The following is a 24,779-nucleotide window of genomic DNA, read 5'->3' on the forward strand; positions in this document are numbered from 1 at the left end:
ATCAACCCTTCATGCTGTCGATTTCGGCGACGTTGACCGTGCTGCGGTTGCGGAACAGCAGCACCAGGATCGCCAGGCCGATCGCGGATTCCGCCGCGGCCACGGTGAGGATGAAGAACACGAACACCTGCCCCGCCACGTCGTGGCCGAAGCGGGAGAACGCCACGAAGTTGATGTTCACCGCCAGCAGCATCAGCTCGATCGCCATCAGCAGCACGATCACGTTCTTGCGGTTGATGAACAGGCCGGCGACGGCGATGCAGAACAGGATCGCGCCGAGCACGATGAAGTGCGAAAGGGTAATCATGGCCGGGGCTCCTGCAAGGTAGAGACTTCCTGGGCCGGGACCGGGGCCGCTTCGGCGGCGGGACGCTCGGCCGCCATCTTCACCACGCGCACGCGGTCGCGCGGGTTGATCGCGACCTGCTGGCTGGCCAGCTGGCGCTTGGTGCCGGTGCGCTGGCGCAGGGTCAGCGCGACCGCGGCGATCACGCCCACGGTGAGGATCAGCGCGGCGACCTCGAACGGCAGCAGGTATTGCGTGTACAGCGCCTTGCCCAGCCACGCGGTGTTGGAATCGCCGGCCGGGTTCGCGCCCATCGTCTGCGCATGCATCACGCGCACGCCGATCAGCGCCAGCATCTCCACCAGCATCACCACGGCCACCACCAGGCCCACCGGCAGGAACTTCACGAAGCCCTCGCGCAGCTTCTCCTGGTCGATGTCCAGCATCATCACCACGAACAGGAACAGCACCATCACCGCGCCCACGTAGACCACGATCAGCGCGATGGCGAGGAACTCCGCCTCGGCCAGCATCCAGATGCAGGCCGTGCTGAAGAAGGTCAGCACCAGCGCCAGCACCGCGTGCACCGAGTTGCGCAGGCTGATCACTGCCAGCGCGGCGGCCACGGTGACCGCGCTGAACGCGTAGAAACAGACGAGTTGGAACAGGTTCGGATCAATCATGGCGTTCCATCCTCAGCGGTAGGCCGCGTCTTGCGCACGGGCCGCGGCGATCTCCGCCTCGAAGCGGTCGCCGATGGCGAGCAGCTGCGATTTGGTCACCACGTTCTCGCCGCGGTGCTCGAAGTGGTACTCGTGCACGTGCGTCTCGACGATCGAGTCCACCGGGCAGCTCTCCTCGCAGAAGCCGCAGAAGATGCACTTGAACAGGTCGATGTCGTAGCGCGTGGTGCGGCGCTGGCCGTCGCTCTCGCGCGGAGCGGAGTCGATGGTGATCGCCAGCGCCGGGCACACCGCCTCGCACAGCTTGCAGGCGATGCAGCGCTCCTCGCCGTTCGCGTAGCGGCGCAGCGCATGCAGGCCGCGGAAGCGGTTCGACTTCGGGATGTGCTCCATCGGGTAGCGCATCGTGTACTTCGGACTGAACATGTAGCGCCAGGTCAGCGCCATGCCCTTGAGCAGCTCGGTCAGCAGCAGGCTGTTGAAATAACTGATTACACGTTTCATCGGAACCTCAAGCCCCCGCAATGCCGTAGTACTTCATGCAGCCGGCCACCAGCACCCACACGATCGTGATCGGAATGAACACCTTCCAGCCCAGCCGCATGATCTGGTCATAGCGGTAGCGCGGGAAGGTGGCGCGGAACCACAGGAACAGGAAGGCGAAGGCGAAGGCCTTGATGAACAGCCACAGGAAATTGCCGTGGCCGATGAAGCCCCAGCTCTCCGGGAACGGGCTGAGCCAGCCGCCCATGAACAGGATCGAGGCGAGGAAGCTCACCAGGATCATGTTCGCGTACTCGGCGAGGAAGAACAGCGCGAACGCCGAACCGGAATACTCCACGTGGAAGCCGGCCACGATCTCCGACTCGCCCTCGGCGACGTCGAACGGCGCGCGGTTGGTCTCGGCCACGCCGGAGATGAAGTAGACGACGAACACCGGCAGCAGCGGCCACATGAACCAGCTGAAGATGCCCTTGCCGCCGGCCTGCGCGTTGACGATGTCGGTGAGGTTCAGCGACCCGGCCAGCACCAGCACGCAGACCAGGCACAGGCCCATCGCCAGCTCGTAGGAGATCACCTGCGCCGCCGAACGCATCGCGCCGAGCAGCGCGTAGCGCGAGTTCGACGCCCAGCCGGCGAGGATGATGCCGTACACGCCCAGCGAGGTCATCGCCAGCAGGTAGAGCAGGCCCGCGTTCGCGTTCGACAGCACCAGCTTCGTGCCGAACGGGATCACCGCCCAGGCCGCCAGCGCCGGGACCAGCGCGAGCAGCGGCGCGAGGTAGTACAGCGCGCGGTTCGCCTTGCTCGGCAGGATCACTTCCTTCAGCAGCAGCTTCACCACGTCGGCGAAGGCCTGCAGCAGGCCGAACGGGCCGATCTTGTTCGGCCCCATGCGCACGTGCATCCAGCCGATGACCTTGCGCTCCCAGTACACGAACATCGCCACCGCGATCACCAGCGGCAGCACGATGCACAGGATGTGGATGACCGGCCAGACGACCTGGTTCAGTAGCTGTTCGCCCATGTGCCTTACGCCTTGCTCAAGGTGATGGCTGCGCCGTAGGGCGGCAGCGTGGCGGTGGAATCCTGCGCGGCCTCGATCCACACGGCGCCGTCCGGCACGGTGCGATCGATGGCCACCGGCAGCGTGGCGTCGCCGACGCGCACCTGCGTACCGTCGGCCAGGCCCAGACGGGCGGCTTCGTCCGCATTGATGCGTGCGGCCGGCGCACGGTTCAGCGGATGTGCGTTGAGCGCGGTGGCACGACGCAGCACCGCGTCACTGCGGTAGATCGGCCAGGTGGCGATGCGGGCAAGACCGGCGGCCGGCTTGCGCGCGGCCAGCGCGTCGCGCACCGCGGCGCCACGCGCCACGATGCCGTCGCGCAATCCGCCCAGGTCGTCGAACTCGAAACCGGCGAACTTCATCAGGCCGCCCAACGCACGCAGCACCTTCCAGCCCGGGCGGGCGTCGCCCGGCGCCTTCGCGCCGGCCTGCACCGCCTGCGCCAGGCCATCGACGTTCACCAGGGTGCCGTCGGTTTCCGGCAAGAGCGCGATCGGCAGGATCACGTTGGCCACCTCGCGCAGCGCGGCGCCGGCGTAGGCGCTGAACGCCACCACCTGCTGCGCGCCGCGCAGCGCGGCGAGCGCCTGCGCGCCGTCGGCGAAATCGTGCGGCGGCTCCACGCCGTACAGCACGTAGCCCTTGCGCGGCTGCGCCAGCATGGCCTGCGCATCCAGTCCGCCGTTGCCCGGCACCACGCCGAGCTGGGCCAGGCCGATCGCGTTCGCGCCCACCGGCAACTCGTTGTAGCCGGCGCCGGTAGCTGCCGCGATGAAGCGTGCGATCGCACGCAGCCACGAGGCCTCCGGATGGGTGGCCGCGGCCTCGCCGAGGATCACCACCGCCCTGCCCGCCTTCAGCGCGGCGATCGCGGCGTGGTCACCCTCGTCGCTGGCCGCGGCGTTGATCGCGTCGGCCAGCGCGGCCGGCGCGGCCGCGCCTTCCGCCACGGCGGCGCGGGCCAGCGCCAGCAGCGCGTCGACCATGCCCTGCGGCGGCACGATCGCGGCGCCGGCCAGCTTGTAGTTGAACTCGAACGCGGCCGGGTTGACCGCGTACACCTTGGCGCCCTGCTTGGTCGCCTGGTGCACGCGATGGTTGAGCAGCGGCATCTCGCGGCGCAGGTCGGAACCGACCAGCAGCGCGGCCTTGACCTGCGACACCTCGGCCACCGGCAGGCCGAAGCTGGCGGCCACGGCGTTGTCGGCGAAGTCGAGCTGGCGCAGGCGATGGTCGACGTGGGCGCTGCCCAGGCCGCGCGCGAGGCGCAGCAGCAGGTCGGCTTCCTCGTTCGTGGTGGCCGGGTGCGCCAGCACGCCCAGCTCGCTGCCCGGCACGCCCTTCAGCGCCTCGGCGGCGACGGCGAGCGCGTCTTCCCAGGTGGTCTGCTGCCACTGGCCGTTGCGCTTCACTTCGGGCTGGCCGATGCGGTCCGCCGCATACATGCCCTGGTGGCTGTAGCGGTCGCGGTCGGACAGCCAGCACTCGTTGACCGACTCGTTGTCGCGCGGCACCGTGCGCAGCACTTCGCCGCGGCGGGTGTGCAGCCACAGGTTCGAGCCCAGCGCGTCATGCCAGGCCACCGACGGCTTGGCGATCAGCTCCCAGGCGCGCGCCTTGAACTGGAACGGCTTGTTGGTCAGCGCACCCACCGGGCAGACGTCGATGATGTTGCCCGACAGCTCGGTCTCGACGGTTTTCCCGATATACGTGCCGATCTGCAGGTTCTCGCCGCGGCTCATGCCGCCCAGCTCGTAGCTGCCGGCGATCTCGCTGGTGAAGCGCACACAGCGCGTGCACTGGATGCAACGGGTCATCTCGGTGGCAACCAGCGGCCCGAGGTTCTCGTCGGCGATGGTGCGCTTGCGCTCGGTGTAGCGCGACACGCTGCGGCCGTAGCCCAGCGCCACGTCCTGCAGCTCGCACTCGCCGCCCTGGTCGCAGATCGGGCAGTCCAGCGGGTGGTTGATCAGAAGGAACTCCATCACGTCCTTCTGGAACTTCAGCGCCTTGTCCGAGCGCGTGGTGACCTTCATGCCCTCGCCCACCGGCGTGGCGCAGGCCGGCTGCGGCTTCGGCATCGGCCGGCCGCCCATCTCCACGTCGACCAGGCACATGCGGCAATTGGCGGCGATCGGCAGCTTGCGGTGGTAGCAGAAGCGCGGGATCGCGACGCCGATGGCGTCGGCCGCCTCGATGATCATCGCACCCTTGCGGATCTGCACGGGCTTGCCGTCGACCTCGATGTTGACCAGGTCGGGGGCGACATTGCTGGTGGGCTGCGCACTCATGCAGCGACTCCACGGTTGGCGGCGAGCCGGTCCTCGGTCATCGAGCGGCCATGCTGCACGTAGTATTCGAATTCGTTCCAGAACTTGGCGAGGAAGCCCTGCACCGGCCACGCGGCGGCTTCGCCGAACGCGCAGATGGTGTGGCCCTCGATCTGGCCGGCGATGGCCTTGAGGCGATGCAGGTCGTCCTGCGTGCCCTTGCCTTCCACGATGCGGTCGAGCACGCGGTACATCCAGCCGGTACCTTCGCGACAGGGCGTGCACTGGCCGCAGGACTCGGCCTTGTAGAAGCGCGCGATGCGATGGCAGGCCTTGACCATGCAGGTGGTCTCGTCCATCACGATCACCGCACCGGAACCCAGGCCCGAACCCGCCTTCTGCAGGCAGTCGTAGTCCATGGTGCTGGCCATCATCTCCTCGGCGTTGAGCACCTTCATCGAGGAGCCGCCGGGGATCACCGCCTTCAGCCGGTTGCCGTTGCGTACGCCGCCGGCCATTTCCAGCAGATCCTTGAACGGCGTGCCGAGGCGGATCTCGAAGTTGCCCGGCTGGTTGACGTGGCCGGAGACCGAGAAGATCTTCGGGCCGCCGTTGTTCGGCTTGCCGAGGTTGAGGAACCAGTCGGCGCCGTTGCGCAGGATCGCCGGCACCGAGGCGTAGGTCTCGGTGTTGTTGATCGTGGTGGGCTTGCCGTACAGGCCGAAGTTGGCCGGGAACGGCGGCTTGAAGCGCGGCTGGCCCTTCTTGCCTTCCAGCGATTCCATCAGCGCGGTTTCCTCGCCGCAGATGTAGGCGCCGGCGCCGAGCGCGCCGTAGATGTCCACGTCGATGCCCGAACCCTGCACGTTCTTGCCCAGCAGCCCCGCCGCGTAGGCTTCCTTCAGCGCTTCCTCGAAGTGCTCGAACGGCTCGTGGTGGAACTCGCCGCGCAGGTAGTTGTAGGCCACGGTGGAGCCGGTGCAGTAGCAGGCGATCGCCAGGCCCTCGATCACCGCATGCGGGTTGTAGCGCAGGATGTCGCGGTCCTTGGCGGTGCCGGGCTCGGACTCGTCCGAGTTGCAGAGGATGTACTTCTGCATGGCGCCCTTCGGCATGAAGGACCACTTCAGGCCGGTGGGGAAGCCCGCGCCGCCGCGGCCGCGCAGGCTGGACTTCTTGACTTCCTCGACCAGGGCGGCGGGATCGGGCTTCTCGGCGAGGATCTTGCGCCAGGCCTTGTAGCCGTCCACCTGCTCGTAGCTGGCCATCGCCCACGGCTTGCCGAAATGCAGCGTGGTGTAGACGACCTGGTGGTCCTGGGGGGCGGGTCCGACCGGACCGTGGGTGCTTGCCATCTCGCGCTTACTCCAGGCCGTCGAGAATCTGGTCGAGCTTCTCGGGGGTGAGCCGCTCGTGGTAATGGCCGTTCACCGTCATCGCCGGCGCGTACACGCAGGCGGCGATGCACTCTTCCTCCTGCTTGAGGTAGACGCGGCCGTCCGGGGTGCTCTCGCCAAGCTTGATGCCCAGCTTCTTCTCGCAATGCTTCACCAGGTCCTCGGCGCCGTTGAGCCAGCACGAGATGTTGGTGCAGATCGCCACGTTGTTGCGGCCGACCGGCCGGGTTTCCAGCATCGAGTAGAAGCTGGCCACCTCGTAGGCCCACACCGCGGGCAGGTCGAGGTACTTCGCCACCGCCGTGATCAGCTCGTCGGTGAGGAAGCCCCGGTTCTGTTCCTGCGCGGCGAACAGCGCCTGGATCAGCGCCGAGCGCCTGCGGTCCGGCGGGAACTTGGTCAGCCAGTGGTCGATGTGCTGGCGCGTGTGCTCGGTGAGCACGGCGAGCGGATCGACGTGCTTGACCTGGTCGTAATGTCCGGTGGCTTTCATGCGTTTCTCCGTCGTGCCGGCTCAGCGGTCCACTTCGCCGAACACGAGGTCGTAGGTGCCGATCATCGCCACCACGTCGGGCAGCATGTGCCCGCGCACGATGGGGTCGATCGAGGACAGGTGGGCGAAGCCCGGCGCGCGCAGGTGCACGCGGAACGGCTTGTTGGCGCCGTCCGAGACCAGGTAGCAGCCGAACTCGCCCTTCGGCGCCTCGACCGCGCAATAGGTCTCGCCGGCCGGCACGCCGTAGCCTTCGGTGAACAGCTTGAAGTGGTGGATGAGCGCTTCCATGCTCTCCTTCATCTCCTCGCGCTTCGGCGGGGCGACCTTGTAGTTGTCCACCATCACCGGGCCGGGGTTGGCCTTCAGCCACTTCACGCACTGCTTGATGATGCGGTTGGACTGGCGCATCTCCTCGACGCGCACCAGGTAGCGGTCGTAGCAGTCGCCGTTGACGCCCACCGGGATGTCGAAGTCCATCTCGGCGTACTTCGCGTAGGGCTGCTTCTTGCGCAGGTCCCAGGCGATGCCCGAGCCGCGGATCATCGCGCCGGTCATGCCCCAGGCCTGGGCCTGTTCCGGCGAGATCACGCCGATGCCCACGGTGCGCTGCTTCCAGATGCGGTTGGTGGTGAGCAGTTCCTCGTACTCGTCCACCTTGCTCGGGAAGTCGTCGGTGAAGGCATCGAGGAAGTCGAGCATCGAGCCTTCGCGCCAGCTGTTCAGGCGCTTGAGGTCCTTGCCCTTGTGCCACGGCGACTCGCGGTACTGCGACATCCGCGCCGGCAGGTCGCGGTAGACGCCGCCGGGACGGTAATACGTGGCGTGCATGCGCGCGCCCGACACCGCCTCGTAGACGTCCATCAGCTCCTCGCGCTCGCGGAACGCGTATAGGAACACCGCCATCGCGCCGAGGTCGAGCGCGTTCGAGCCCACCCACATCAGGTGGTTCAGGATGCGCGTGATCTCGTCGAACATGGTGCGGATGTACTGCGCGCGCTCCGGCGCCTCGATACCCAGCAGGGTCTCGATCGCCTTCACGTAGGCGTGCTCGTTGCACATCATCGACACGTAGTCGAGGCGATCCATGTAGCCGATCGACTGGTTGAACGGCTTGGACTCGGCCAGCTTCTCGGTGCCGCGATGGAGCAGGCCGATGTGCGGGTCGGCGCGGACGATGGTCTCGCCGTCCATCTCCAGCACCAGGCGCAGCACGCCATGCGCAGCGGGATGCTGCGGGCCGAAGTTCATCGTGTAGTTGCGGATTTCCTGGGCCATCGAATCAGTTCCTGCGCCAGTCGTCGGCGGCTTCGGCCTGGGCCTGCATGAGGTCGGCATCGTCGCGGATCACGCGCGGCACCAGCACGCGCGGCACCACCGATGTCACGGGTTCGTACACCACGCGCTTCTGCTCGGCGTCGTAGCGCACCTCGACGTTGCCGATCAGCGGGAAGTCCTTGCGGAACGGATGTCCCACGAAACCGTAGTCGGTGAGGATGCGGCGCAGGTCCGGATGACCGTCGAAGACGATGCCGTAGAGGTCGAACGCCTCGCGCTCGAACCAGTTCGCGCCCGGCCAGATGCCGGTCACCGAGGGCACCAGCGGCAGGCTGTCGTCGTCGCAGAACACGCGCAGGCGCAGGCGCCGGTTGTGCTCGACCGAGAGCAGGTGGATCACCACGGCAAAGCGGCGCGGCTGGCTCACGTCGCGCGGACGCTCGGCCCAGTCGAAGCGGCCCATCGCCTCGCCTTCCACGCCGCGCGAGAAGCCGGTGCTGGTGACGTCGGTGGTATCCCATTCGGTCTGGCCGTAGCCGAGGTAGTCGACGCCACACAGGTCGACCAGCTCGCCGAAGCGGAAGCCTGGCTCGTCGCGCAGCGCGGTGGCCACGGCGAGCAGGTCGGCGGCGGCCAGCTCGGCGGTGGTCTCATTGCGCGCCACGCTGGTCTTCAGCGTATCGCCGAACCGCGCGGCAAGGCGCTCGGCCAGCGAGGTGTTTTGCATGTCAGTCATGGGCACGCCTCAGGAACGCGCGATGGTGCTGGTGCGGCGGATCTTCTTCTGCAACTGCAGGATGCCGTGGATCAGCGCTTCGGCCGTCGGCGGGCAGCCCGGCACGTAGATGTCCACCGGCACGATGCGGTCGCAGCCGCGCACCACGGAATAGGAGTAGTGGTAGTAGCCACCGCCGTTCGCGCAGCTGCCCATCGAGATCACCCACTTCGGCTCCGGCATCTGGTCGTAGACCTTGCGCAGCGCCGGGGCCATCTTGTTGACCAGGGTGCCGGCCACGATCATCACGTCGCTCTGGCGCGGCGACGGGCGGAAGATCACGCCGTAGCGGTCGAGGTCGAGGCGCGCGGCGCCGGCGTGCATCATCTCCACCGCGCAGCAGGCCAGGCCGAAGGTCATCGGCCACATCGAACCCGTGCGCGCCCAGTTCATCAGCGCGTCGACGCTGGTGGTGGCGAAACCGCGCTGCACCACCGGGTTGTCGCCGGCCGGACGCAGGATGTCGTCCACCACGTCCAGCGGCTGCGGGTTGTGCATCACCTTGTCGATGGAGGAGATCACTCCCATTCCAGTGCTCCCTTCTTCCAGACGTAGGCGAAACCGATCACCAGCAGCAGCAGGAACAGCGCCATCTCGATCAGCGCCACGATGCCGATCTGCTTGAACACCACCGCCCAGGGGAACAGGAAGGCGATTTCCAGATCGAAGATGATGAACAGGATCGCGAGCAGGTAGTAGCGCACGTCGAAACGCATGCGCGCGTCCTCGAAAGCCTCGAAGCCGCACTCGTAGGGCGCGAGCTTCTCCGCCTCGGGGCGACGCGGGCCGGCAAGCATGCCGACCGCCAGCAACACGAGGCCGAGGCCCACGGCCACGGCGATGAACAGCAGTACGGGCCAGTATTCGGCAATCACGATGCAACCTACCTCCGCGCCATCGACGCATCAGTGACCGTGGGGTGACGGTCCGGCAATTCGTTTCGGCAGGCCATGGGGCCTCGGGCCTTGCGGCCACGCTCGCGTCGGGTGACTACCACGGGCGTCCGACTCTCCACGATTCGGGGTCGTGAACCGACGCATTGTATCAGCGCATGCCGACACCACAACAGCTTGACGCGCGCCGGCAAGCCATGAAACGGCTCATGCGCGGCGCATCACGGCGTCCTCACATCGTGTGGGTGGGACGCTCGGAATTGAGCACGCCGGCAAGCATGTTCTCGATGCGCTGGCGCGCCACCTCGGCATCCGACGAATCGTTGAAGTGGATGCCGATGCCCGCCGTGCGGTTGCCCTGCGCGCCGGGCGGGCAGATCCACACCACCTTGCCCACCACCGACAGGCGTTCGCTCTCGTCGGCCAGGCTCACCAGCAGCACCACCTCGTCGCCCAATGCATAGGCCTGGGCCGTGGGCGCGAACAGGCCGCCGTTGCGCAGGAACGGCATGTAGGCGTTGTACAGCGTGGCGGCGTCCTTGATCTTCAGCGAGATGATGCCCTGGCGGGCGGCGACGGGATTCATGCGGGCTCCTGGACGGCGTCTCGGCAAGCGGTGCGGCAATTGCCCATGCTAGCGACCGCGGCGCAGCGCGCAAAGCACCCGCTCACACTTCGCGCCAGCCCCAGTGGTCGAAGATCCATGGCGAGGGCAGCGCCAGCGACAGCCGCACGAAGCAGGCGTCCCCCGCTCGCGCCGCGGACCAGTCCAGCCGCCAGCCGCCCCGCCCGTCGCGCCGCAGCGGCGCGGCACGCCACGGCCATTGCTGCACCGGGCCGCAAGTGCTGGCTGCGCTCAGCCGCAGGCGCGGCCACAGCAGCGGCGAAGGCCGCCACGGCAATGCCCGGGTCGAGCCAGACCGCATCGCCTCGACATGCGCATGGCGCTCGGGACGTTCGGCCAGTTGGCGCAAGCGCCCGCCGCTCAAGGCCAGCTGGCTGGCGTAGGCCCCCAGCGCCTGCCGCTTGGCGGCCTGCTGCGCGGGCGTGCCGGCTTGTCCCGGCAGCGGTCGGCCCTCGTCGCGCCCATGGACCAGGTAGCCGAGCAGGACCGGCGAGCGGCCCAGCCTGGCCAGGGCCAGGCGCACCAGCACGTGGGCCGCGCCGTGGTCGGGATGGCGGTCGCCCAACGCCGGCACGGCCACCAGGTCGGGGGCGAAATCAGCCAGCGCCGCCGTCAGCTCGGCCAGCGCCGCCTGCGCCGGCTGCAGCAGGCAGTCCAGCACGCCCATGTCCGGCCAGCCCAGCGACTGCAGTGCCGTGGCCGGCACGTCCAGGCGGCGCAACGCCTCCTGCAGCTCGGCGCGGCGACGGCGGCCCCAGCGTTCGCGTTCGGCCGCACGGATGGACCAGCGTCGCTCCAGCCAGCGCTGCGGCCAGGGATTGTTGTCGCCATCGGTGAGCAACAGCACGCGCACCGCGCCACCGGCCGCACGCACGCGCTGGATCAGCAGGCCATTGGCCAGGGTTTCGTCGTCGGGATGCGGCGCCACCACCAGCAGGCGGGTTTGCGCCGTGATGGTCGGGAACGCTGGCGCGCTCAGCGCCATTGCGCCAGCAGTTCCAGCAGCAGCAGGTCGCCGCGCAGCGGGCCGCGCAAGGCATCGCGGGTGCGGTTGGCGGCGGCGTACCAGTGCGCCAGCGCCTCGCCGTCCAGCGCACTGGCGAGCGGCGGCGCCGCCTGCATCGCCCGGGCACGGCGCTCGTCGGCCGCCGCCTGCGCGGCGAACCACAGGCGCTGCGCGGCCTCGTCGTCCAGCCAGCGCCGCGCCATCTCGGTGACCTGGCCGCGACCGGCGGCCAGCGCGGCGAGGTCGCGCCGCACTTCGACGCGGCGTTCCAGCGCACCTTGCTGCGCCCAGGCCAGCGCCAGGCCGGGATTGCCCAGCGCCGCTTCCAATGCCTGCTGCGGCTGGGCCACGCCCTGCCCTTGCAGCCACGCCAGGGCCTCTTCGGTCGGCGGCACGCCGAATTCGATGCGCTGGCAGCGGCTGCGTATCGTCTGCGGCAAGCGCCATGGCGCATCGGCCAGCAGCACCAGCAGGGTCTGCCCGGTCGGCTCCTCCAGCGTCTTCAGCAGCGCATTCGCCGCCGCCGCGTTCATCGCGTCGGCCGGGTCGATCAGCGCCACCTGCCAGCCGCCGAACTGGCTGCTCATCGCCAGCCGCGCGGACAGCTCGCGGATCTGCTCGATCACGATCTCGGTGCGCGGCGTGCCGTCCTTGCGCAGGCCGAAGCTCAGCGTGACCAGGTCGGGATGCGTGCCGGCGTCGAGCAGCAGGCAGCTGCGGCATTGCCCGCAGGCCTCGCCGCCCTGCGCACGCTCGCACTGCAGGCCGCGCACGAAACGCTGCGCGAACGCGCGCTTGCCCAGCCCGGCGGGGCCGCACAGCAGCAACGCATGCGGCAAGGCATCGCGTTCGCGGCGCGCCTGCAATCGCGCCCAGTCCGCCGCATGCCAGGGCATCGCGCTCATGCCGTCGCTCCCAGGTGCGCGGTGGCGGCAATCGCCGCGCGCAAGACCGCTTCCGGCGACTGGCTGGCGTCGATCACGCGGAAGCGTTGCGGCTCGGCCGCGGCGCGGGCGCGATACGTGGCACGCACGCGCTCGAAGAAACCATCGGCCTCGGCCTCGATGCGATCCGCCTCGCCGCGACCGGCGGCACGCGCACGGCCATCCGCCACCGGCAGGTCGAGCAGCAGGGTGAGGTCGGGGCGCAGGCCGTCGCAGGCCCATTGCTCCAGCGCCGCGATGCGCCCGGCCGGCTGGCCGCGGCCACCGCCCTGGTAGGCATAGCTGGCGTCCACGTAGCGGTCGCACAGCACCCAGCGACCCGCATCGAGCGCGGGCCGGATGGTCTCGCGCACCAGCTGCGCACGCGAGGCGAACATCAGCAGCAGCTCGCTCTCGGCGCACAAGTCATGCCGTGCGGGGTCGAGCACGATCGCGCGCACCGCCTCGCCCAGCGCGGTGCCGCCCGGTTCGCGGGTAAGCAACAGGTCCACGCCACGGCGTTGCAGGTGTTCGCGCAGGCCCGCCAGCAAGGTGCTCTTGCCAGCGCCCTCGCCGCCTTCCAGCGTGATGAAGCGGCCACGTCCGGTCATGGGTTGCATTTCTTCAACTGGTAGCAGGCCACGTTGCGGTTCTGTTCGGCCAGGCTGTCGGCGAACACGTGGGTACCATCGCCGCGCGCCACGAAATACAGCGCGCTGCCGGGCTCGGGATGCAGCGCCGCCACAATCGCCGGCTTGCCCGGCAGCGCGATCGGCGTGGGCGGCAGGCCCGGCCGGGTATAGGTGTTGTACGGCGTGTCGGTGGTGAGGTCGACCTTGTGGATCTTGCCCTGGTAGCTGTCGCCCATGCCGTAGATCACGGTGGGGTCGGTCTGCAGCAGCATGTGGTCCTGCAGGCGGCGCACGAACACGCCGGCGATCTTCGCGCGCTCGTCGGCGCGGCCGGTTTCCTTCTCCACGATAGAGGCGAGGATCAGCGCGTCGTAGGGCGTGGCCAGCGGCAGGCTCTTGTCGCGCTGCGGCCACAGTTCACCCAGCGTCTTCGCCATCGCCGCATGCGCGCGCTTCAGGATGTCCAGGTCGCTGTCGCCCTTCACGTAGGCGTAGGTCTCGGGCAGGAAGCGGCCTTCCGGCTGCTCGCCCGCCGCATCGATCTTCCGCATGATCGCGGCTTCGTCGAGGCCCGTGGTCTCGTGCCTGAGCACCGCCGCCTTGCCCAGCGCCGCAAGCAGATCGCGGAAGGTCCAGCCATCGACGATGGTGAAATTGCGCAGCATCACCCTGCCCGCCGCCATGTTGGCGAGCAGCTGGCGCGGGGTGAGGCCGGGCGACGTGGCGTATTCGCCCGCGTGCAACCTGCCGGCCACACGCATCTCGATGGCCAGCAGGCGCCAGTACAGCGGCGAGGCCGAACTCAGTTGCTGGTTGCGCAACTGGCGCACGATCTCCTTGAAGCTGCTGCCGCGACCGATGTCGATGCTTTCGCCCGGCGCAGTGACGTGCAGCGGCGCGTCGCCGAAGCGGCTGAAGTCGCGCCATCCCCAGACGCCGGCGCCAATCAGCGCCAGCAGCAGCACCAGGATCGTGTTGCGCCAGAGTGCGCGTCCGCGCCGGGTCTTGCGATTCATGCCTGCTCCGTCGGAAAGCCGAGTCCACGCCAATGCGCCTGCATCGCGCGGGCCACCGGGCCGGGGGCAAACACCTTATCCGCCACGGCCTGAACCGGCAGGATGCCGCGAACGCTGGAGCATAGGAAGAGCTCGCCGGCCTCCAGGCACTCGTGCAGGGGCAGATCGCGCACCTCGACCCGCGGCAGCACCTCCAGCAATTCGGCGCGCAGCACGCCGGCCACGCCGCAGCGCTCCAGCGCCGGCGTCACCGGCACGCCGCCGACCACAGCGAACAGGTTCGCCGCGGTGGCCGAAACCGCGTTGCCGTGCAGGTCGCACAGCAAGCCTTCGGCGATCGCCGGATCGCTCCACTCGGCACGCGCCAGCACCTGCTCCAGCCGGTTGAGGTGCTTGATGCCGGCCAGCCGCGGCTGCTCGGCCAGGCGGGTCTGGCACAGGTGCAGGCGCACGCCGTCGCGGTACGTCGCCGCCTCCAGCGCCGGCATCGGGAATGCCGCCACGATGCGGGTGACTTGCGGCGCCGCAGGCATCGCGTAGCCGCGCACGCCCGTGCCCCGGGTGAGCGTGATGCGCAGCACCGACTGCGCCATGCCTTGCGTCGCCGCCAGCGCCTCGCGCCACAGCTGCGCGGATTCGGGCGCGGGCAGGCGCAGGCGCGCGCAGCCATGCGCGAGCCGTTGCATGTGGCGCGGCCACAGCGGCGCGGACGCGCCCACAAGGCGGATCGTCTCGAACAGGCCGTCGCCGTAGAGCAAGCCGCGGTCCAGTGCGGTGACGACATCCTGCGGCTGGCCGTTCACCAGCATCATGCGTCCGCCACCCCCAGCGCGCGCAGCAGGCCACGCGCCTTGGCGCGTGTTTCCTCCAGCTCCCGCTCGGCCACCGAATCGGCCACGATGCCGGCGCCCGCGCGCAGGCTCACCGTGCCGCCGGCCAGCGCCAGCGTGCGGATCAGGATGTTGAGGTCGAGGTCGCCGTTGCGGTCGAGGTAACCCAGCGCGCCGGTGTAGGCGCCTCGCGGCGCGTCTTCCAGCGTGGCGATGATCTCCATGCAGCGCACCTTGGGGCAGCCGGTGATGGTGCCGCCGGGGAACACCGCGCCGACCACCTGCCCCGGCGTCACGCCCGCCCGCAGGCGGCCGCGCACGTTGGAGACGATGTGGTGCACGTGGGCGTAGCTCTCCACCGTCATCAGCTCGTCCACCTCGACCGTGCCGGGCATGCAGACGCGGCCGAGGTCGTTGCGTTCGAGGTCGATCAGCATCACGTGTTCGGCGCGCTCCTTGGGATGCGCGGCGAGTTCGCGGATGCGCGCGCGATCGTCGTCACCCGCCACGCGCGGGCGGGTGCCGGCGATCGGGCGCGTCTGCGCCACGCCGTCGCGCACTTCCACCAGCCGCTCCGGCGAGGAACTGGCGATCGCCCAGCCGGGTTGCTGCAGCAGGCCGGCGAACGGCGCCGGGTTCGCGCGGCGCAGCGCGCCGTGCAATGCCGCCGGCGTCGGCGCCTGGGCGTAGTGCGCACGCCAGGCGCGCGACAGGTTCACCTGGAAGATGTCGCCCGCGTGCAGGTGTTCGTGGATGCGCGCCACGCCGTCAAGGAAACGTGCCGGTTCGTCTTCGACCCAGCGCACGGGCGACGGCAGGACGGACGTCGGCGGTGGCGCCGCCAGATCGGCTTCCAGCATGTCGAGCAGGTGTTCGCTGCCGGCCTCGACCACCAGCACGGTGCAGCCGCGCGCATGGTCCACGACGACGGCTGCCGGGCAACGCAGGGCCAGCGCCACCGGCAGCGCGGCGTCGGCGCGCAGGCGGAGTTTCGGCTCGATCTCGCCCGCGAGCTCGTAGCCCAGCAGCAACGCCCAGCCGCCGTGGAACGGCAGGCCGTCGTCCTCGCGCGGCAGACGCGCGGCCTGCCAGGCCGCGTCCAGTGCATCGAGAAAACGCCCGCCGACCACATCGCCCGCAGCGTTGCGCACGCCGCCATCCGCCGTCAGCGTGAGGCTGTCCCGCGGGAACGCGAACAGGATGTCGTAACGCGCCTGCGGCGTGCCGTGCAGCACGCTCTCCAGCAGGCAGGGATAGCGGTCCGGAAATGCAGCGGCCGGCGCGAGCAGATCGCGCCGGCCGTGCAGGGTTCGACGATGCGCCACGTCAGACGCGACGGAATGCCAGCGTGCCGTTGGTGCCGCCGAAGCCGAAGGAGTTGGAGATCACCACGTCCAGCTTCGCCTCGCGCGCCACGTGCGGCACGAAGTCGAGGTCGCAGCCCTCGCCCGGCTCGTCGAGGTTGACCGTGGGCGGCAGCACCTGGTCGCGCATCGCGAGGATGCTGAAGATCGCCTCCACGCCGCCGGCGGCGCCGAGCAGGTGGCCGGTGACCGACTTGGTCGAGCTCATCGCCAGCTTGTAGGCATGGTCGCCGAACACGCGCTTGGCGGCCAGCACCTCGCCGAGGTCGCCCAGCGGCGTCGAGGTGCCGTGCGCATTGATGTACTGCACCTCGGACGGATTGATGCCGCCGTCCTTCAGCGCGTTCTCCATGCAGCGCGCCGCGCCCTCGCCGCCCTCGCTGGGCGCGGTGATGTGGTAGGCGTCGCCGCTCATGCCGAAGCCGACCACCTCGGCGTAGATGCGCGCGCCGCGCGCCCTGGCGTGCTCGTATTCCTCCAGCACCAGCACGCCGGCGCCGTCGGACAGCACGAAGCCGTCGCGGTCCTTGTCCCACGGGCGGCTGGCCCTGGTCGGCTCGTCGTTGCGGGTGGACATGGCCTTGGCCGAGCAGAAGCCCGCCATCGCGGTGCCGGTGGTGGCGAACTCGGCGCCGCCGGCGATCATCGCGTCGGCGTCGCCGTACTGGATCATGCGCGCGGCCAGGCCGATGTTGTGGGTGGCCGTGGTGCAGGCGGTGACGCAGGCAACGTTCGGGCCCTTGAAGCCGAACATGATCGACAGGTAGCCCGAGACCATGTTGATGATCGAGCTGGGCACGAAGAACGGCGACACGCGGCGCGGGCCCTTCTCGTGCAGCTCGATCGAGGTGTCCTCGATGGTGTTGAGGCCGCCGATGCCGGCGCCCACGGCCACGCCGATGCGCGGCGCGTTCGCCTCGGTCACTTCCAGCCCGGAATCGCGCAGCGCCTGGGTGCCGGCGGCGATGCCGTACTGGATGAAGGGGTCCATCTTCTTGACGTCCTTGGGCGGCACCCATTGCGTCGGATCAAAGCCCTTCACCTGGCCGGCGATGCGGGTGGCATAGGCGGTGGCATCGAAGTGGGTGACCGGCACGATGCCGCTGACGCCCTTGAGGATGTTGTCCCAGGCGGTGGCCAGATCGTTGCCGACCGGCGAGATGATGCCCATGCCGGTCACTACCACGCGTCGCTTGCTCATGCTGATGTTCCTTCGTGTCTCGGAGGGAGCGGTCGCTGCGCGGCCATTCCCGGCAAATCGCGGATGCCCGACGCCGCCGCATACCATACGGGATCGGACGTTGCAGATTGCAGAAACGAAAACTGCGCCATGGCGGCGCAGCTTCCGGTATCGCGACGTGGGCAGCGGCGCAGCGCGCCGTCCCGCCGACGATCGATCATTCCTTGGTGTGGGCCTTGATGTAGTCCACGGCCTGCTGCACGGTGGTGATCTTCTCAGCGTCCTCGTCCGGGATCTCGGTCTCGAACTCTTCCTCGAGGGCCATCACCAGCTCGACGGTGTCGAGCGAGTCGGCGCCCAGGTCGTCCACGAACGAGGCGTTCGCCGTGACTTCATCCTCTTTCACGCCCAGCTGCTCGACGACGATCTTCTTGACGCGCTCTTCGATGGTGCTCATGTTGCCAAACCTCCCACGGGGAATTGTGTTGTACGCCGGCCCGCGGCCGGCAAGACCGGCGGATTGTAGTGGCTAAGCCGCAAGGCCGCCATGCATCCGCCGCGGGTGCGCAACGCCGGCCTCCGGCCGGCGCGAAAAGACAATTGTCGCCGAAAACGCGGCCGCGCGCGACAGCCCTGGCATGCGTGGCCGTATGGAACGAGGGTGTTTGAAACTGCCGGGCATGCCCGCTCAGGGCATGTACATGCCGCCGTTGACGTGCAGCGTCTCGCCGGTGATGTAGGCCGCGGCCGGCGACGCGAGGAAACCCACCGCCTTGGCGATGTCGCCGGCCTCGCCCAGTCGACCCAGCGCGATCTGGTTCAACAGGCCCTCCTTCGCGGACTCCGGCAGCGCGCGCGTCATGTCGGTGTCGATGAAGCCCGGCGCCACCACGTTCACCGTGATGCCACGCGAACCGATCTCGCGCGCCAGCGACTTGGAGAACGCGATGATGCCGGCCTTGGCCGCCGCGTAGTTGGACTGGCCGGGGTTGCCGGTGAGCCCGATCACCGAGGCGATCGAGATGATGCGGCCCTTGCGCGCCTTCATCATGCCGCGCATCACCGCCTTGCTGGTGCGGAAGACCGAGCTGAGGTTGGTGTCGAGGATGGCCTGCCAATCCGCCTCGGGCATGCGCATCAGCAGCTGGTCGCGGGTGATGCCCGCGTTGTTGACCAGGATCGACACCGCGCCGAACTCCTTGGCGATGCCGTCGATCAGCGCCTCCACCGCGGCAGTATCGATGACGTTCAGCACGCGACCGTGGCCGCCATGCGCGGCCAGCCGCGAGGCTATCGCCGCCGCGCCGCTCTCGCTGGTGGCCGTGCCGATCACCGTGGCGCCCATCGCGGCCAGTTCGTCCGCGATCGCCGCGCCGATGCCGCGGCTGGCGCCGGTCACCAGCGCGACCTCGCCCGTCAGTGTCTTGTCCATCGCCGTGTTCCGTGAGGATTCGAAGCCGCGAACCTTACACGGAAACGGACTTCCGCTGCACGCGATTCAGCGGCAGCAGTCGGCGCCCCCGCTGCCGTATTCGTCGTGGCGCCGCCACCAGGCACCCGCCGCCTCGTTGCGCCCCAGCGGAGCGCGATCCAGCCACTGGTACATGCCCCACAGGCCGTCCAGCCCGCGCGCGTAGGCGGAATAGCTGTGGCAGACGACGTCGTCCTGGCGCACGAAGGCACTCATGCCGGGACGGTCGCGTACGTAGGTGGGCGCCTCGGTGCCGCAGGTGGCGGCGAACTGGCGGACGATCTCCGGGTATTGCGCCGCGGCCAGCGGATGGCCGCCACGCCGATAGTTGTACTCGACGTCGCCGGCTTGCTGCTGCGCCTCGGTGATCGAGACATTGAAGTCGTGGTTGAAATCGCTGTTGCTCGCGGACGCCCACGGGAACGTCCAGCCCATGCGCCGCTTGTAGGCCTGCAGCTTCGCCAGCGGCGCGCGCGACACCGCGGTGAACGCCACGTCATGGTTCTCCAGGTGCGCGACGATGCCGTTGAACCCGTCGGCGATCGACGAGCAGGACGGACACCCCGCCGTGTAGTCTGGGCCGAACATGAAGTGATAGACCAGCAGTTGCGAGCGGCCGCGGAACAAATCCCTCAGCGTGACGCTGCCCTGCTCGGTGTCGAAGCGGTAATCCTTGTCCACGCGCACCCACGGCAGCGCCTGCCGCTGGCGCGCCAGCTCGTCGCTGCGCCGGGTCAGCGCCTTCTCCTCGCGCAGCAATGCCAGGCGCGCCTGCAGCCATTCTTCGCGCGACGCGAGCCTGTGCCCGCGCGCCGTGTCGCCCATGCCGCTGTTCATGGATTGCCTCCCTCTGTCTTCGGTCGCAAATCGATTCCCGGCCCCGGCTTTCCCGCTGCGCGCGCGCCATTGCCGCGGCGACGGCGACGCAGCTTCGCGGCGACCAGGGTCGCCACGCCTCCGGCCGAACCGGTACCGGCCAGCACGATCGCCGCGGCGCCCATGCAGAGCGGGCACACGGCTCAGCCCTCGCCTGCCAGCCGCGGCGCCAGCGCATCCAGGAAGTACGTCCAGCCTCCGGTATGCGCCACCGCCATCCGCTCGTCGGGCAGGCCTTCATGGGTGAGGCGCAAATCGGTCTGGCCGCCGCGCGGCATGAACTCCAGCGTGACCACCGATTCCTTGCCGTGCGTGTGCTCGCTCACCCCGGTGAACTCGAGCAGGCGCGGGCTTTCCACGCGCAGGTAGCGGCCGTAGTGCGGGCGGATCTCGCCCGAGTGCACCATGCCGAGATAGAACAAGCCGCCGGGACGGGGATCGGCCACCACGTCGCCGCCTTCGGCCAGCCACGCCTTCATGCTGGCCGGGTCGGTCCAGGCGCGGAACACGCGCTCGGGCGAGGCGTCGTAGGTACGCGGTATCTCGAGGCGAAACGCGCCCATCGCCGTTTCATTGCGGCCCTTCATCGTCGGACTCCTTCTGCTGGTCGAGGAAAGCCCCCAGCGCGTCGAGGCGCTGGTTCCAGAAACGCTCGTATTGCGCCGTCCAGCGCGCCACCTCGCGCAGCGGCGTGGCGCGCAGGCGCAGGTAATGCTCGCGACCCTCGCGCCGGCGGCGGACCAGGCCCGCACCCTCCAGCACCTTGACGTGCTTGGACACCGCGTTCAGCGACATCGCGAACGGCTGCGCGAGATCGGTCACGCGCAGCTCGCCGCGGGTCAGCCGCGCCACGATGCGGCGGCGGGTCGGGTCGGCGAGTGCGGCAAAGGCAAGATCGAGGTTCGACACGGCATCACTCATTCAACCTTATGGTTGAATAATACGCCGACGAAAGGGCGCGTCAAGCGCGCCCTTTCGCGAGGCTTGCCTGCTCAGCCGCGCCAGTCGGCCAACGCGGCGTCCAGCTCGGCCGGCGCGCCGATCGCGCGCGCTTCCAGCCCCTTGTCGATGCGCTTGACCAGGCCAGCCAGCACCTTGCCCGGACCGCATTCGGCGATGCGCGTGGCGCCGCCGGCGGCCAGCGCCTGCACGCATCCGGTCCAGCGCACCGGCAGGTAGAGCTGACGCTGCAGCGCGCCGCGGATCTCGTCCAGCGAGGCGTAGCTTCTCGCCTCGGCGTTCTGCACCACCGGGATCGCGGGCAGTTGCCACGAAACCGCAGCCATGCGTTCGCCAAGCCTGTCGGCCGCTTCGCGCATCAGCATGCAATGCGAAGGCACCGACACGGCGAGCTTCACTGCCTTCTTCACGCCCAATTCGGCGAGCCTGGCCAGCGCACGATCCACTGCCTCGGCGTTGCCCGCGATCACCAGCTGGCCCGGCGAGTTGTAGTTGGCCGGCGCCACCACCTGCCCCTGCGCGACCTCGTCGCACACTTGCGCGATCTGCGCGTCGTCGCCGCCCAGGATCGCCGCCATCGCACCCGTACCCGCGGGCACCGCCGCCTGCATCAGCCGGCCGCGCTCGGCCACCAGCGCCGCCGCGTCGTGCAGCGGCAGGGCGCCGGCGCAAACCAGCGCGCTGTATTCGCCGAGGCTGTGGCCGGCCAGTTGCGTGGGTTGTGCGCCGCCGAGCTTGCTCCATACCCGCCACACCGCCACGCTGGCCGCGAGCAAGGCCGGCTGCGTGTGCTCGGTACGGTTGAGCCGCTCTTCCGGCCCCTGCTGGCTGAGCGCCCACAGGTCCGTGCCCGCGCCCTGCGAGGCCTCGTCGAAAGCCGCCTTCACTTCCCCATGCGCGGCGGCCAGTTCGGCCAGCATGCCGACCGATTGCGAACCCTGGCCGGGGAAGACGAAAGCAAGCGTTGCGGCATTCATGGACAGTGCGTTCCTCGGATCAAACCAGCATGGTGCCAGCATCGGCCGGCGTGCGCAGCGGTATCGACCGCCGAAAAACCGATGCCGCCTCGCGGGCGGCATCGGGTGCAAACGGAAAACGCGGGCATCAGTAGCGCAGCAGCGCCGACGCCCAGGTGAAGCCGCCGCCGAACGCTTCCAGCAGCAGGTTCTGGCCGCGCTGCACCTTGCCCGAGCGCACCGCATAGTCCAGCGCCAGCGGCACCGAACCGGACGAGGTGTTGGCGTGCTGGTCGACGGTGACGATCACGCGGTCCATCGGCATCTGCAGCCGCTTCGCGGTGGCCTCGATGATGCGCAGGTTGGCCTGGTGCGGGATCAGCCAGTCGATGTCGGCCTCGTGCATGCCGGCGGCCTCCAGCGTCTCGCCGACCAGCGAATCCAGCGTCTTCACCGCGACCTTGAACACTTCGCGGCCGGCCATCTTGATGCGCACGCCGTGGTTCGGTTCGTCCCTGAAACCGGCGGACACGCCGACCGGGTTCCACAGCAGCTCCTTGTAGCCGCCATCGGCATGCATGCAGGTGGCGTGGATGCCGGGCTCGCTGGAACCCTCCAGCACCACCGCGCCGGCGCCGTCGCCGAACAGCACGCAGGTCTCGCGCTCGTTCCAGTCGATCATGCGGGTCAGCGTCTCGGCACCGATCACCAGCGCCTTCTTCGACTGGCCGCTCTTGATGAACTTGTCGGCGATGCCCAGCGCGTACATGAAGCCGGAACAGGCGGCATTGACGTCGAACGCCGCGCAGCCGTTCGCGCCCAGCCGTTGCTGCACCAGGCAGGCGGTGGACGGGAAGATGATGTCGGGCGTGGTGGTGCCCAGCACGATCAGGTCCAGCTCCGCGGCCTTCACTCCGGCCGCTTCCAGCGCACGCTGCGCGGCGAGGAAAGCCAGGTCGCCGGTGGTCTCGCCATCGGCGGCGATGTGGCGCTGGCGGATGCCGGTGCGGGTGCGGATCCATTCGTCGCTGGTGTCGACGATCTTCTCCAGATCGGCGTTGCTGACGGCGCGCTCGGGCAAGGCGCTGCCGGTGGCGATGATGCGGGAGTAGATCTGGGCCATTCCGTTTTCCGTCAAGCGTGAATCGTGCATTGAACGCCCTGGACGGCACATGCGCAACCGTCCGGGAGTGCCGGCGAACCCATCAACGCGAAACGGCGCGTCACCGCGCCGTTTCGGATGGTTCGGTCATGCGGATTCCCGGGGAATCCGCCGCGTCGATCAATCCTCGACCGACACCGCGCCCTTGGTCTCGATGACCTTCTTGCCGCGGTAGTAGCCGTCGGCGGTGACGTGGTGACGCAGGTGCACCTCGCCGCTGGTCGGGTCGGTGGACAGCTGCACGGTCTTCAGCTTGTCGTGCGCGCGACGCATGCCGCGGGTGGACGGGGTACGGCGGCTCTTGGCAACGGCCATGATAGTTCTCCAACTGAACCTGGTTTTCGGTATCTGATGACCGGAGCCGCTGGGCCCCGACCGGCTTACTTCTTCAGTTCGCGCAACACCGCGAACGGGTTGTTCTCTTGTCCTGCAGCATCATCCTGCCCGGCCGCGCCATGATCGACGGCCGCGTCGGGCAAGCTGCTGTCCGGGTTCACCGGCACCAGCGGCAAGGCCAGCAGCAGTTCGTCCTCGATCACGTCAGCCGGATGCAGGCGACCGTCCTCGGCCACCAGCAGCGGCTCGCAACCGGGCGGCAGACCCGCCTCGTCGCGCTCCCGCCGGATCAGGCCGAGCCGGCTGTCCACCGTCACCGGCAACACGAACGGTTCGAGCGTGCGCTGGCAGGTTAACGTCAGCGGCGCCTGCGCATGGACATCCACATAGTCCGTGCCCAGTTCGTCACGGCCGAAATCCAGCCGAAAGTCCACTTCGCCCCCGCTGCCCGCCAGCGCGCCGCACAGGCGTTCCAGCGCGGCCACGGGCATCGATCCCTCGAACGAACGCCGCGCCGAGACCATGCGCCATGCGTCCACGGACTCTGGCAGTGTCACGGACATAATCGGCGAATGGTAAGTTCGCGAACGGCTGAAGTCAACCGGCGGATCAAGCGCTTGCGTCATCCGGGGAGGCCGCCCGGCACGCGCATTTTGCCTGATGCGCCCAGCTTGCGGCAGACTGCAGCCCCACCCAGTGCAGGCTACGTCGCGTGAATCTTTCCCTGACGCTCGGCGCGCTCGCGCTGCTGGTGCTGGTCGTCGCGGCCGCCTGGGCACTGACCTCGCGCCGCTGGCAGAACCGGCGCGCCGCCGACCTGCAGCAACTGCTCGACCTGGCCGACCGGCTGGAAACCGACCTGAAAAGCTGCCGTGCCGGCCTGGCGCAGGCGCACGCGGTGATGGCGATCAACCCGGACCTGCCAGGCGCCAGCGAGCAGGACGCCCGCCAGGCGGTCGACGCCGGACTGCAGGCGCTGCTGCGCCAGCGCATCTGGATCCGCGATCGCGCCGCCCGCGCCAGCCAGCAGGAACTCGACGAAACCGCCGCCGCAATGCGCGCCAGCCGCGACCGCCTGCAGCCGCTGCTGCAGGCGCTGGATGCCGCCCAGCGCGACCTGGACAGCGCGATGCGCGAACACATCCACCGCGACGCCGAGTAACACGTGAACGCCCCTCTTCCCCGCATCGTGCTGGCCTCCACTTCGCGCTACCGCGCCGAGCTGCTTGGCCGGCTGCTGCCGGATTTCGAGCAGCGCGCCCCCGGCACCGACGAAACCGCCCTGCCCGGCGAAGCGCCGGACGCACGCGCGGCAAGGCTCGCCGTCGCCAAGGCCGCGGCGGTTGCCGACGGCCTGCGCGATGCGCTGGTGATCGGCTCCGACCAGGTCGCCGAACGGGATGGCGAGACGCTGGGCAAGCCCGGCAGCGCGGCGAATGCCCGCGCCCAGCTCGCGGCCAGTACCGGCCACGTGGTGCATTTCCACACGGCGCTGTGCCTGCTCGACACGCGTAGCGGCCGCCACCAGGTCCACGTCGATCGCACCCGCGTGCACTTCCGCGTGCTGGGCATCGCGGAGATCGACCGCTACGTGGCACGCGAACAGCCGCTGGACTGCGCCGGCAGCTTCAAGTGCGAAGGCCTGGGCATCAGCCTGTTCGAGCGTATCGACAGCGAGGACCCCAGCGCCCTGATCGGCCTGCCGCTGATCGCGCTGGCGCGGCTGCTGCGCGCAGCGGGCGTGGCCGTGCCCTGAGGCAAACCGGGTACGCTGACCACAACCCTGCCGAACCGCTT

30 protein-coding genes are annotated in these 24,779 nt (G+C 69.2%); 2 read left to right on the forward strand and 28 right to left on the reverse strand.

Annotated features, from left to right (window positions below; translation table 11 throughout):
• Nucleotide 1: 1 nt before the first annotated feature.
• The 28 genes from nuoK to ABQJ56_RS11390 form a co-directional block, all read right to left on the reverse strand.
• A complete protein-coding gene (gene nuoK, locus ABQJ56_RS11255; protein ID WP_077483669.1) occupies nucleotides 2-307 on the reverse strand; it encodes an NADH-quinone oxidoreductase subunit NuoK in 306 nt (101 codons plus the stop codon).
• The gene (locus ABQJ56_RS11260) at nucleotides 304-969 is read right to left on the reverse strand and encodes an NADH-quinone oxidoreductase subunit J (protein WP_367845109.1); all 666 of its coding nucleotides are present in this window, start codon (nucleotides 967-969) and stop codon (nucleotides 304-306) included. Before ABQJ56_RS11260 ends, nuoK begins: the two co-directional genes overlap by 4 nt.
• Nucleotides 970-981: 12 nt before the next feature.
• Nucleotides 982-1,473, reverse strand: a complete 492-nt coding sequence (nuoI, locus tag ABQJ56_RS11265; protein ID WP_367845110.1) for an NADH-quinone oxidoreductase subunit NuoI — start codon at nucleotides 1,471-1,473, stop codon at nucleotides 982-984.
• Nucleotides 1,474-1,480: 7 nt separating this feature from the next.
• Nucleotides 1,481-2,497, reverse strand: coding sequence for an NADH-quinone oxidoreductase subunit NuoH (nuoH, locus tag ABQJ56_RS11270; RefSeq protein ID WP_367845111.1), 1,017 nt, complete (start codon nucleotides 2,495-2,497; stop codon nucleotides 1,481-1,483).
• Between the two features lie 5 nt (nucleotides 2,498-2,502).
• Complete coding sequence (gene nuoG, locus ABQJ56_RS11275) at nucleotides 2,503-4,830, reverse strand: NADH-quinone oxidoreductase subunit NuoG (protein ID WP_367845112.1); 2,328 nt, start codon at nucleotides 4,828-4,830, stop codon at nucleotides 2,503-2,505.
• A complete protein-coding gene (gene nuoF, locus ABQJ56_RS11280) occupies nucleotides 4,827-6,164 on the reverse strand; it encodes an NADH-quinone oxidoreductase subunit NuoF (RefSeq protein ID WP_367845113.1) in 1,338 nt (445 codons plus the stop codon). Before nuoF ends, nuoG begins: the two co-directional genes overlap by 4 nt.
• Before the next feature lie 7 nt (nucleotides 6,165-6,171).
• Nucleotides 6,172-6,699, reverse strand: coding sequence for an NADH-quinone oxidoreductase subunit NuoE (nuoE, locus tag ABQJ56_RS11285; RefSeq protein ID WP_367845114.1), 528 nt, complete (start codon nucleotides 6,697-6,699; stop codon nucleotides 6,172-6,174).
• 21 nt (nucleotides 6,700-6,720) lie between these two features.
• The gene (locus ABQJ56_RS11290) at nucleotides 6,721-7,977 is read right to left on the reverse strand and encodes an NADH-quinone oxidoreductase subunit D (protein WP_367845115.1); all 1,257 of its coding nucleotides are present in this window, start codon (nucleotides 7,975-7,977) and stop codon (nucleotides 6,721-6,723) included.
• Between the two features lie 4 nt (nucleotides 7,978-7,981).
• Complete coding sequence (locus ABQJ56_RS11295) at nucleotides 7,982-8,713, reverse strand: NADH-quinone oxidoreductase subunit C (RefSeq protein ID WP_367845116.1); 732 nt, start codon at nucleotides 8,711-8,713, stop codon at nucleotides 7,982-7,984.
• 9 nt (nucleotides 8,714-8,722) lie between these two features.
• Nucleotides 8,723-9,280: a NuoB/complex I 20 kDa subunit family protein gene (locus ABQJ56_RS11300; protein WP_077483677.1), complete on the reverse strand. Its 558-nt coding sequence runs from the start codon at nucleotides 9,278-9,280 to the stop codon at nucleotides 8,723-8,725.
• On the reverse strand, nucleotides 9,271-9,627 hold the full coding sequence (locus ABQJ56_RS11305; protein WP_367845117.1) for an NADH-quinone oxidoreductase subunit A: 357 nt from the start codon (nucleotides 9,625-9,627) through the stop codon (nucleotides 9,271-9,273). Before ABQJ56_RS11305 ends, ABQJ56_RS11300 begins: the two co-directional genes overlap by 10 nt.
• Nucleotides 9,628-9,877: 250 nt before the next feature.
• The gene (locus tag ABQJ56_RS11310) at nucleotides 9,878-10,231 is read right to left on the reverse strand and encodes a PilZ domain-containing protein (protein ID WP_367845118.1); all 354 of its coding nucleotides are present in this window, start codon (nucleotides 10,229-10,231) and stop codon (nucleotides 9,878-9,880) included.
• Between the two features lie 82 nt (nucleotides 10,232-10,313).
• A complete protein-coding gene (locus ABQJ56_RS11315; RefSeq protein WP_367845119.1) occupies nucleotides 10,314-11,255 on the reverse strand; it encodes a PIG-L deacetylase family protein in 942 nt (313 codons plus the stop codon).
• A complete protein-coding gene (holB, locus tag ABQJ56_RS11320) occupies nucleotides 11,246-12,181 on the reverse strand; it encodes a DNA polymerase III subunit delta' (RefSeq protein ID WP_367845120.1) in 936 nt (311 codons plus the stop codon). Before holB ends, ABQJ56_RS11315 begins: the two co-directional genes overlap by 10 nt.
• Entirely contained in the window at nucleotides 12,178-12,810 is a 633-nt protein-coding gene (tmk, locus tag ABQJ56_RS11325) for a dTMP kinase (protein ID WP_367845121.1), read from the reverse strand. Before tmk ends, holB begins: the two co-directional genes overlap by 4 nt.
• On the reverse strand, nucleotides 12,807-13,847 hold the full coding sequence (gene mltG / locus ABQJ56_RS11330; RefSeq protein WP_367845122.1) for an endolytic transglycosylase MltG: 1,041 nt from the start codon (nucleotides 13,845-13,847) through the stop codon (nucleotides 12,807-12,809). Before mltG ends, tmk begins: the two co-directional genes overlap by 4 nt.
• The gene (gene pabC, locus ABQJ56_RS11335; protein WP_367845123.1) at nucleotides 13,844-14,659 is read right to left on the reverse strand and encodes an aminodeoxychorismate lyase; all 816 of its coding nucleotides are present in this window, start codon (nucleotides 14,657-14,659) and stop codon (nucleotides 13,844-13,846) included. Before pabC ends, mltG begins: the two co-directional genes overlap by 4 nt.
• On the reverse strand, nucleotides 14,656-16,002 hold the full coding sequence (locus ABQJ56_RS11340; RefSeq protein ID WP_367845124.1) for an aminodeoxychorismate synthase component I: 1,347 nt from the start codon (nucleotides 16,000-16,002) through the stop codon (nucleotides 14,656-14,658). The genes pabC and ABQJ56_RS11340 overlap by 4 nt, the downstream gene beginning before the upstream one ends.
• A gap of 1 nt (nucleotide 16,003) precedes the next feature.
• The gene (gene fabF, locus ABQJ56_RS11345) at nucleotides 16,004-17,242 is read right to left on the reverse strand and encodes a beta-ketoacyl-ACP synthase II (protein WP_367845125.1); all 1,239 of its coding nucleotides are present in this window, start codon (nucleotides 17,240-17,242) and stop codon (nucleotides 16,004-16,006) included.
• Between the two features lie 196 nt (nucleotides 17,243-17,438).
• Nucleotides 17,439-17,678, reverse strand: coding sequence for an acyl carrier protein (gene acpP / locus ABQJ56_RS11350; protein ID WP_077483687.1), 240 nt, complete (start codon nucleotides 17,676-17,678; stop codon nucleotides 17,439-17,441).
• Between the two features lie 231 nt (nucleotides 17,679-17,909).
• The gene (fabG, locus tag ABQJ56_RS11355; RefSeq protein WP_367845126.1) at nucleotides 17,910-18,653 is read right to left on the reverse strand and encodes a 3-oxoacyl-ACP reductase FabG; all 744 of its coding nucleotides are present in this window, start codon (nucleotides 18,651-18,653) and stop codon (nucleotides 17,910-17,912) included.
• Nucleotides 18,654-18,719: 66 nt separating this feature from the next.
• A complete protein-coding gene (locus ABQJ56_RS11360; RefSeq protein WP_367845127.1) occupies nucleotides 18,720-19,529 on the reverse strand; it encodes a DUF899 domain-containing protein in 810 nt (269 codons plus the stop codon).
• 182 nt (nucleotides 19,530-19,711) lie between these two features.
• On the reverse strand, nucleotides 19,712-20,155 hold the full coding sequence (locus tag ABQJ56_RS11365; RefSeq protein ID WP_367845128.1) for an SRPBCC family protein: 444 nt from the start codon (nucleotides 20,153-20,155) through the stop codon (nucleotides 19,712-19,714).
• Nucleotides 20,139-20,489, reverse strand: a complete 351-nt coding sequence (locus ABQJ56_RS11370) for an ArsR/SmtB family transcription factor (protein ID WP_367845129.1) — start codon at nucleotides 20,487-20,489, stop codon at nucleotides 20,139-20,141. The genes ABQJ56_RS11365 and ABQJ56_RS11370 overlap by 17 nt, the downstream gene beginning before the upstream one ends.
• A 71-nt stretch (nucleotides 20,490-20,560) precedes the next feature.
• Nucleotides 20,561-21,505 (reverse strand): ACP S-malonyltransferase, encoded by a 945-nt coding sequence (fabD, locus tag ABQJ56_RS11375; RefSeq protein WP_367845130.1) that lies wholly within the window; start codon nucleotides 21,503-21,505, stop codon nucleotides 20,561-20,563.
• Nucleotides 21,506-21,632: 127 nt separating this feature from the next.
• Complete coding sequence (locus ABQJ56_RS11380; protein WP_367845131.1) at nucleotides 21,633-22,607, reverse strand: beta-ketoacyl-ACP synthase III; 975 nt, start codon at nucleotides 22,605-22,607, stop codon at nucleotides 21,633-21,635.
• A 159-nt stretch (nucleotides 22,608-22,766) separates the two neighbouring features.
• Complete coding sequence (rpmF, locus tag ABQJ56_RS11385) at nucleotides 22,767-22,961, reverse strand: 50S ribosomal protein L32 (protein WP_077483694.1); 195 nt, start codon at nucleotides 22,959-22,961, stop codon at nucleotides 22,767-22,769.
• Nucleotides 22,962-23,026: 65 nt separating this feature from the next.
• Entirely contained in the window at nucleotides 23,027-23,506 is a 480-nt protein-coding gene (locus ABQJ56_RS11390; protein WP_367845198.1) for a YceD family protein, read from the reverse strand.
• 188 nt (nucleotides 23,507-23,694) lie between these two features.
• On the opposite strand from ABQJ56_RS11390, the gene ABQJ56_RS11395 reads away from it, so the two are divergent.
• Both ABQJ56_RS11395 and ABQJ56_RS11400 read left to right on the forward strand, forming a co-directional pair.
• A complete protein-coding gene (locus ABQJ56_RS11395; RefSeq protein WP_367845132.1) occupies nucleotides 23,695-24,144 on the forward strand; it encodes a hypothetical protein in 450 nt (149 codons plus the stop codon).
• 3 nt (nucleotides 24,145-24,147) lie between these two features.
• On the forward strand, nucleotides 24,148-24,738 hold the full coding sequence (locus tag ABQJ56_RS11400) for a Maf family protein (RefSeq protein WP_367845133.1): 591 nt from the start codon (nucleotides 24,148-24,150) through the stop codon (nucleotides 24,736-24,738).
• The last annotated feature ends 41 nt before the right edge of the window (nucleotides 24,739-24,779 follow it).

The organism is Rhodanobacter geophilus, assembly GCF_040812275.1.
Taxonomy (GTDB): domain Bacteria; phylum Pseudomonadota; class Gammaproteobacteria; order Xanthomonadales; family Rhodanobacteraceae; genus Rhodanobacter_A; species Rhodanobacter_A geophilus.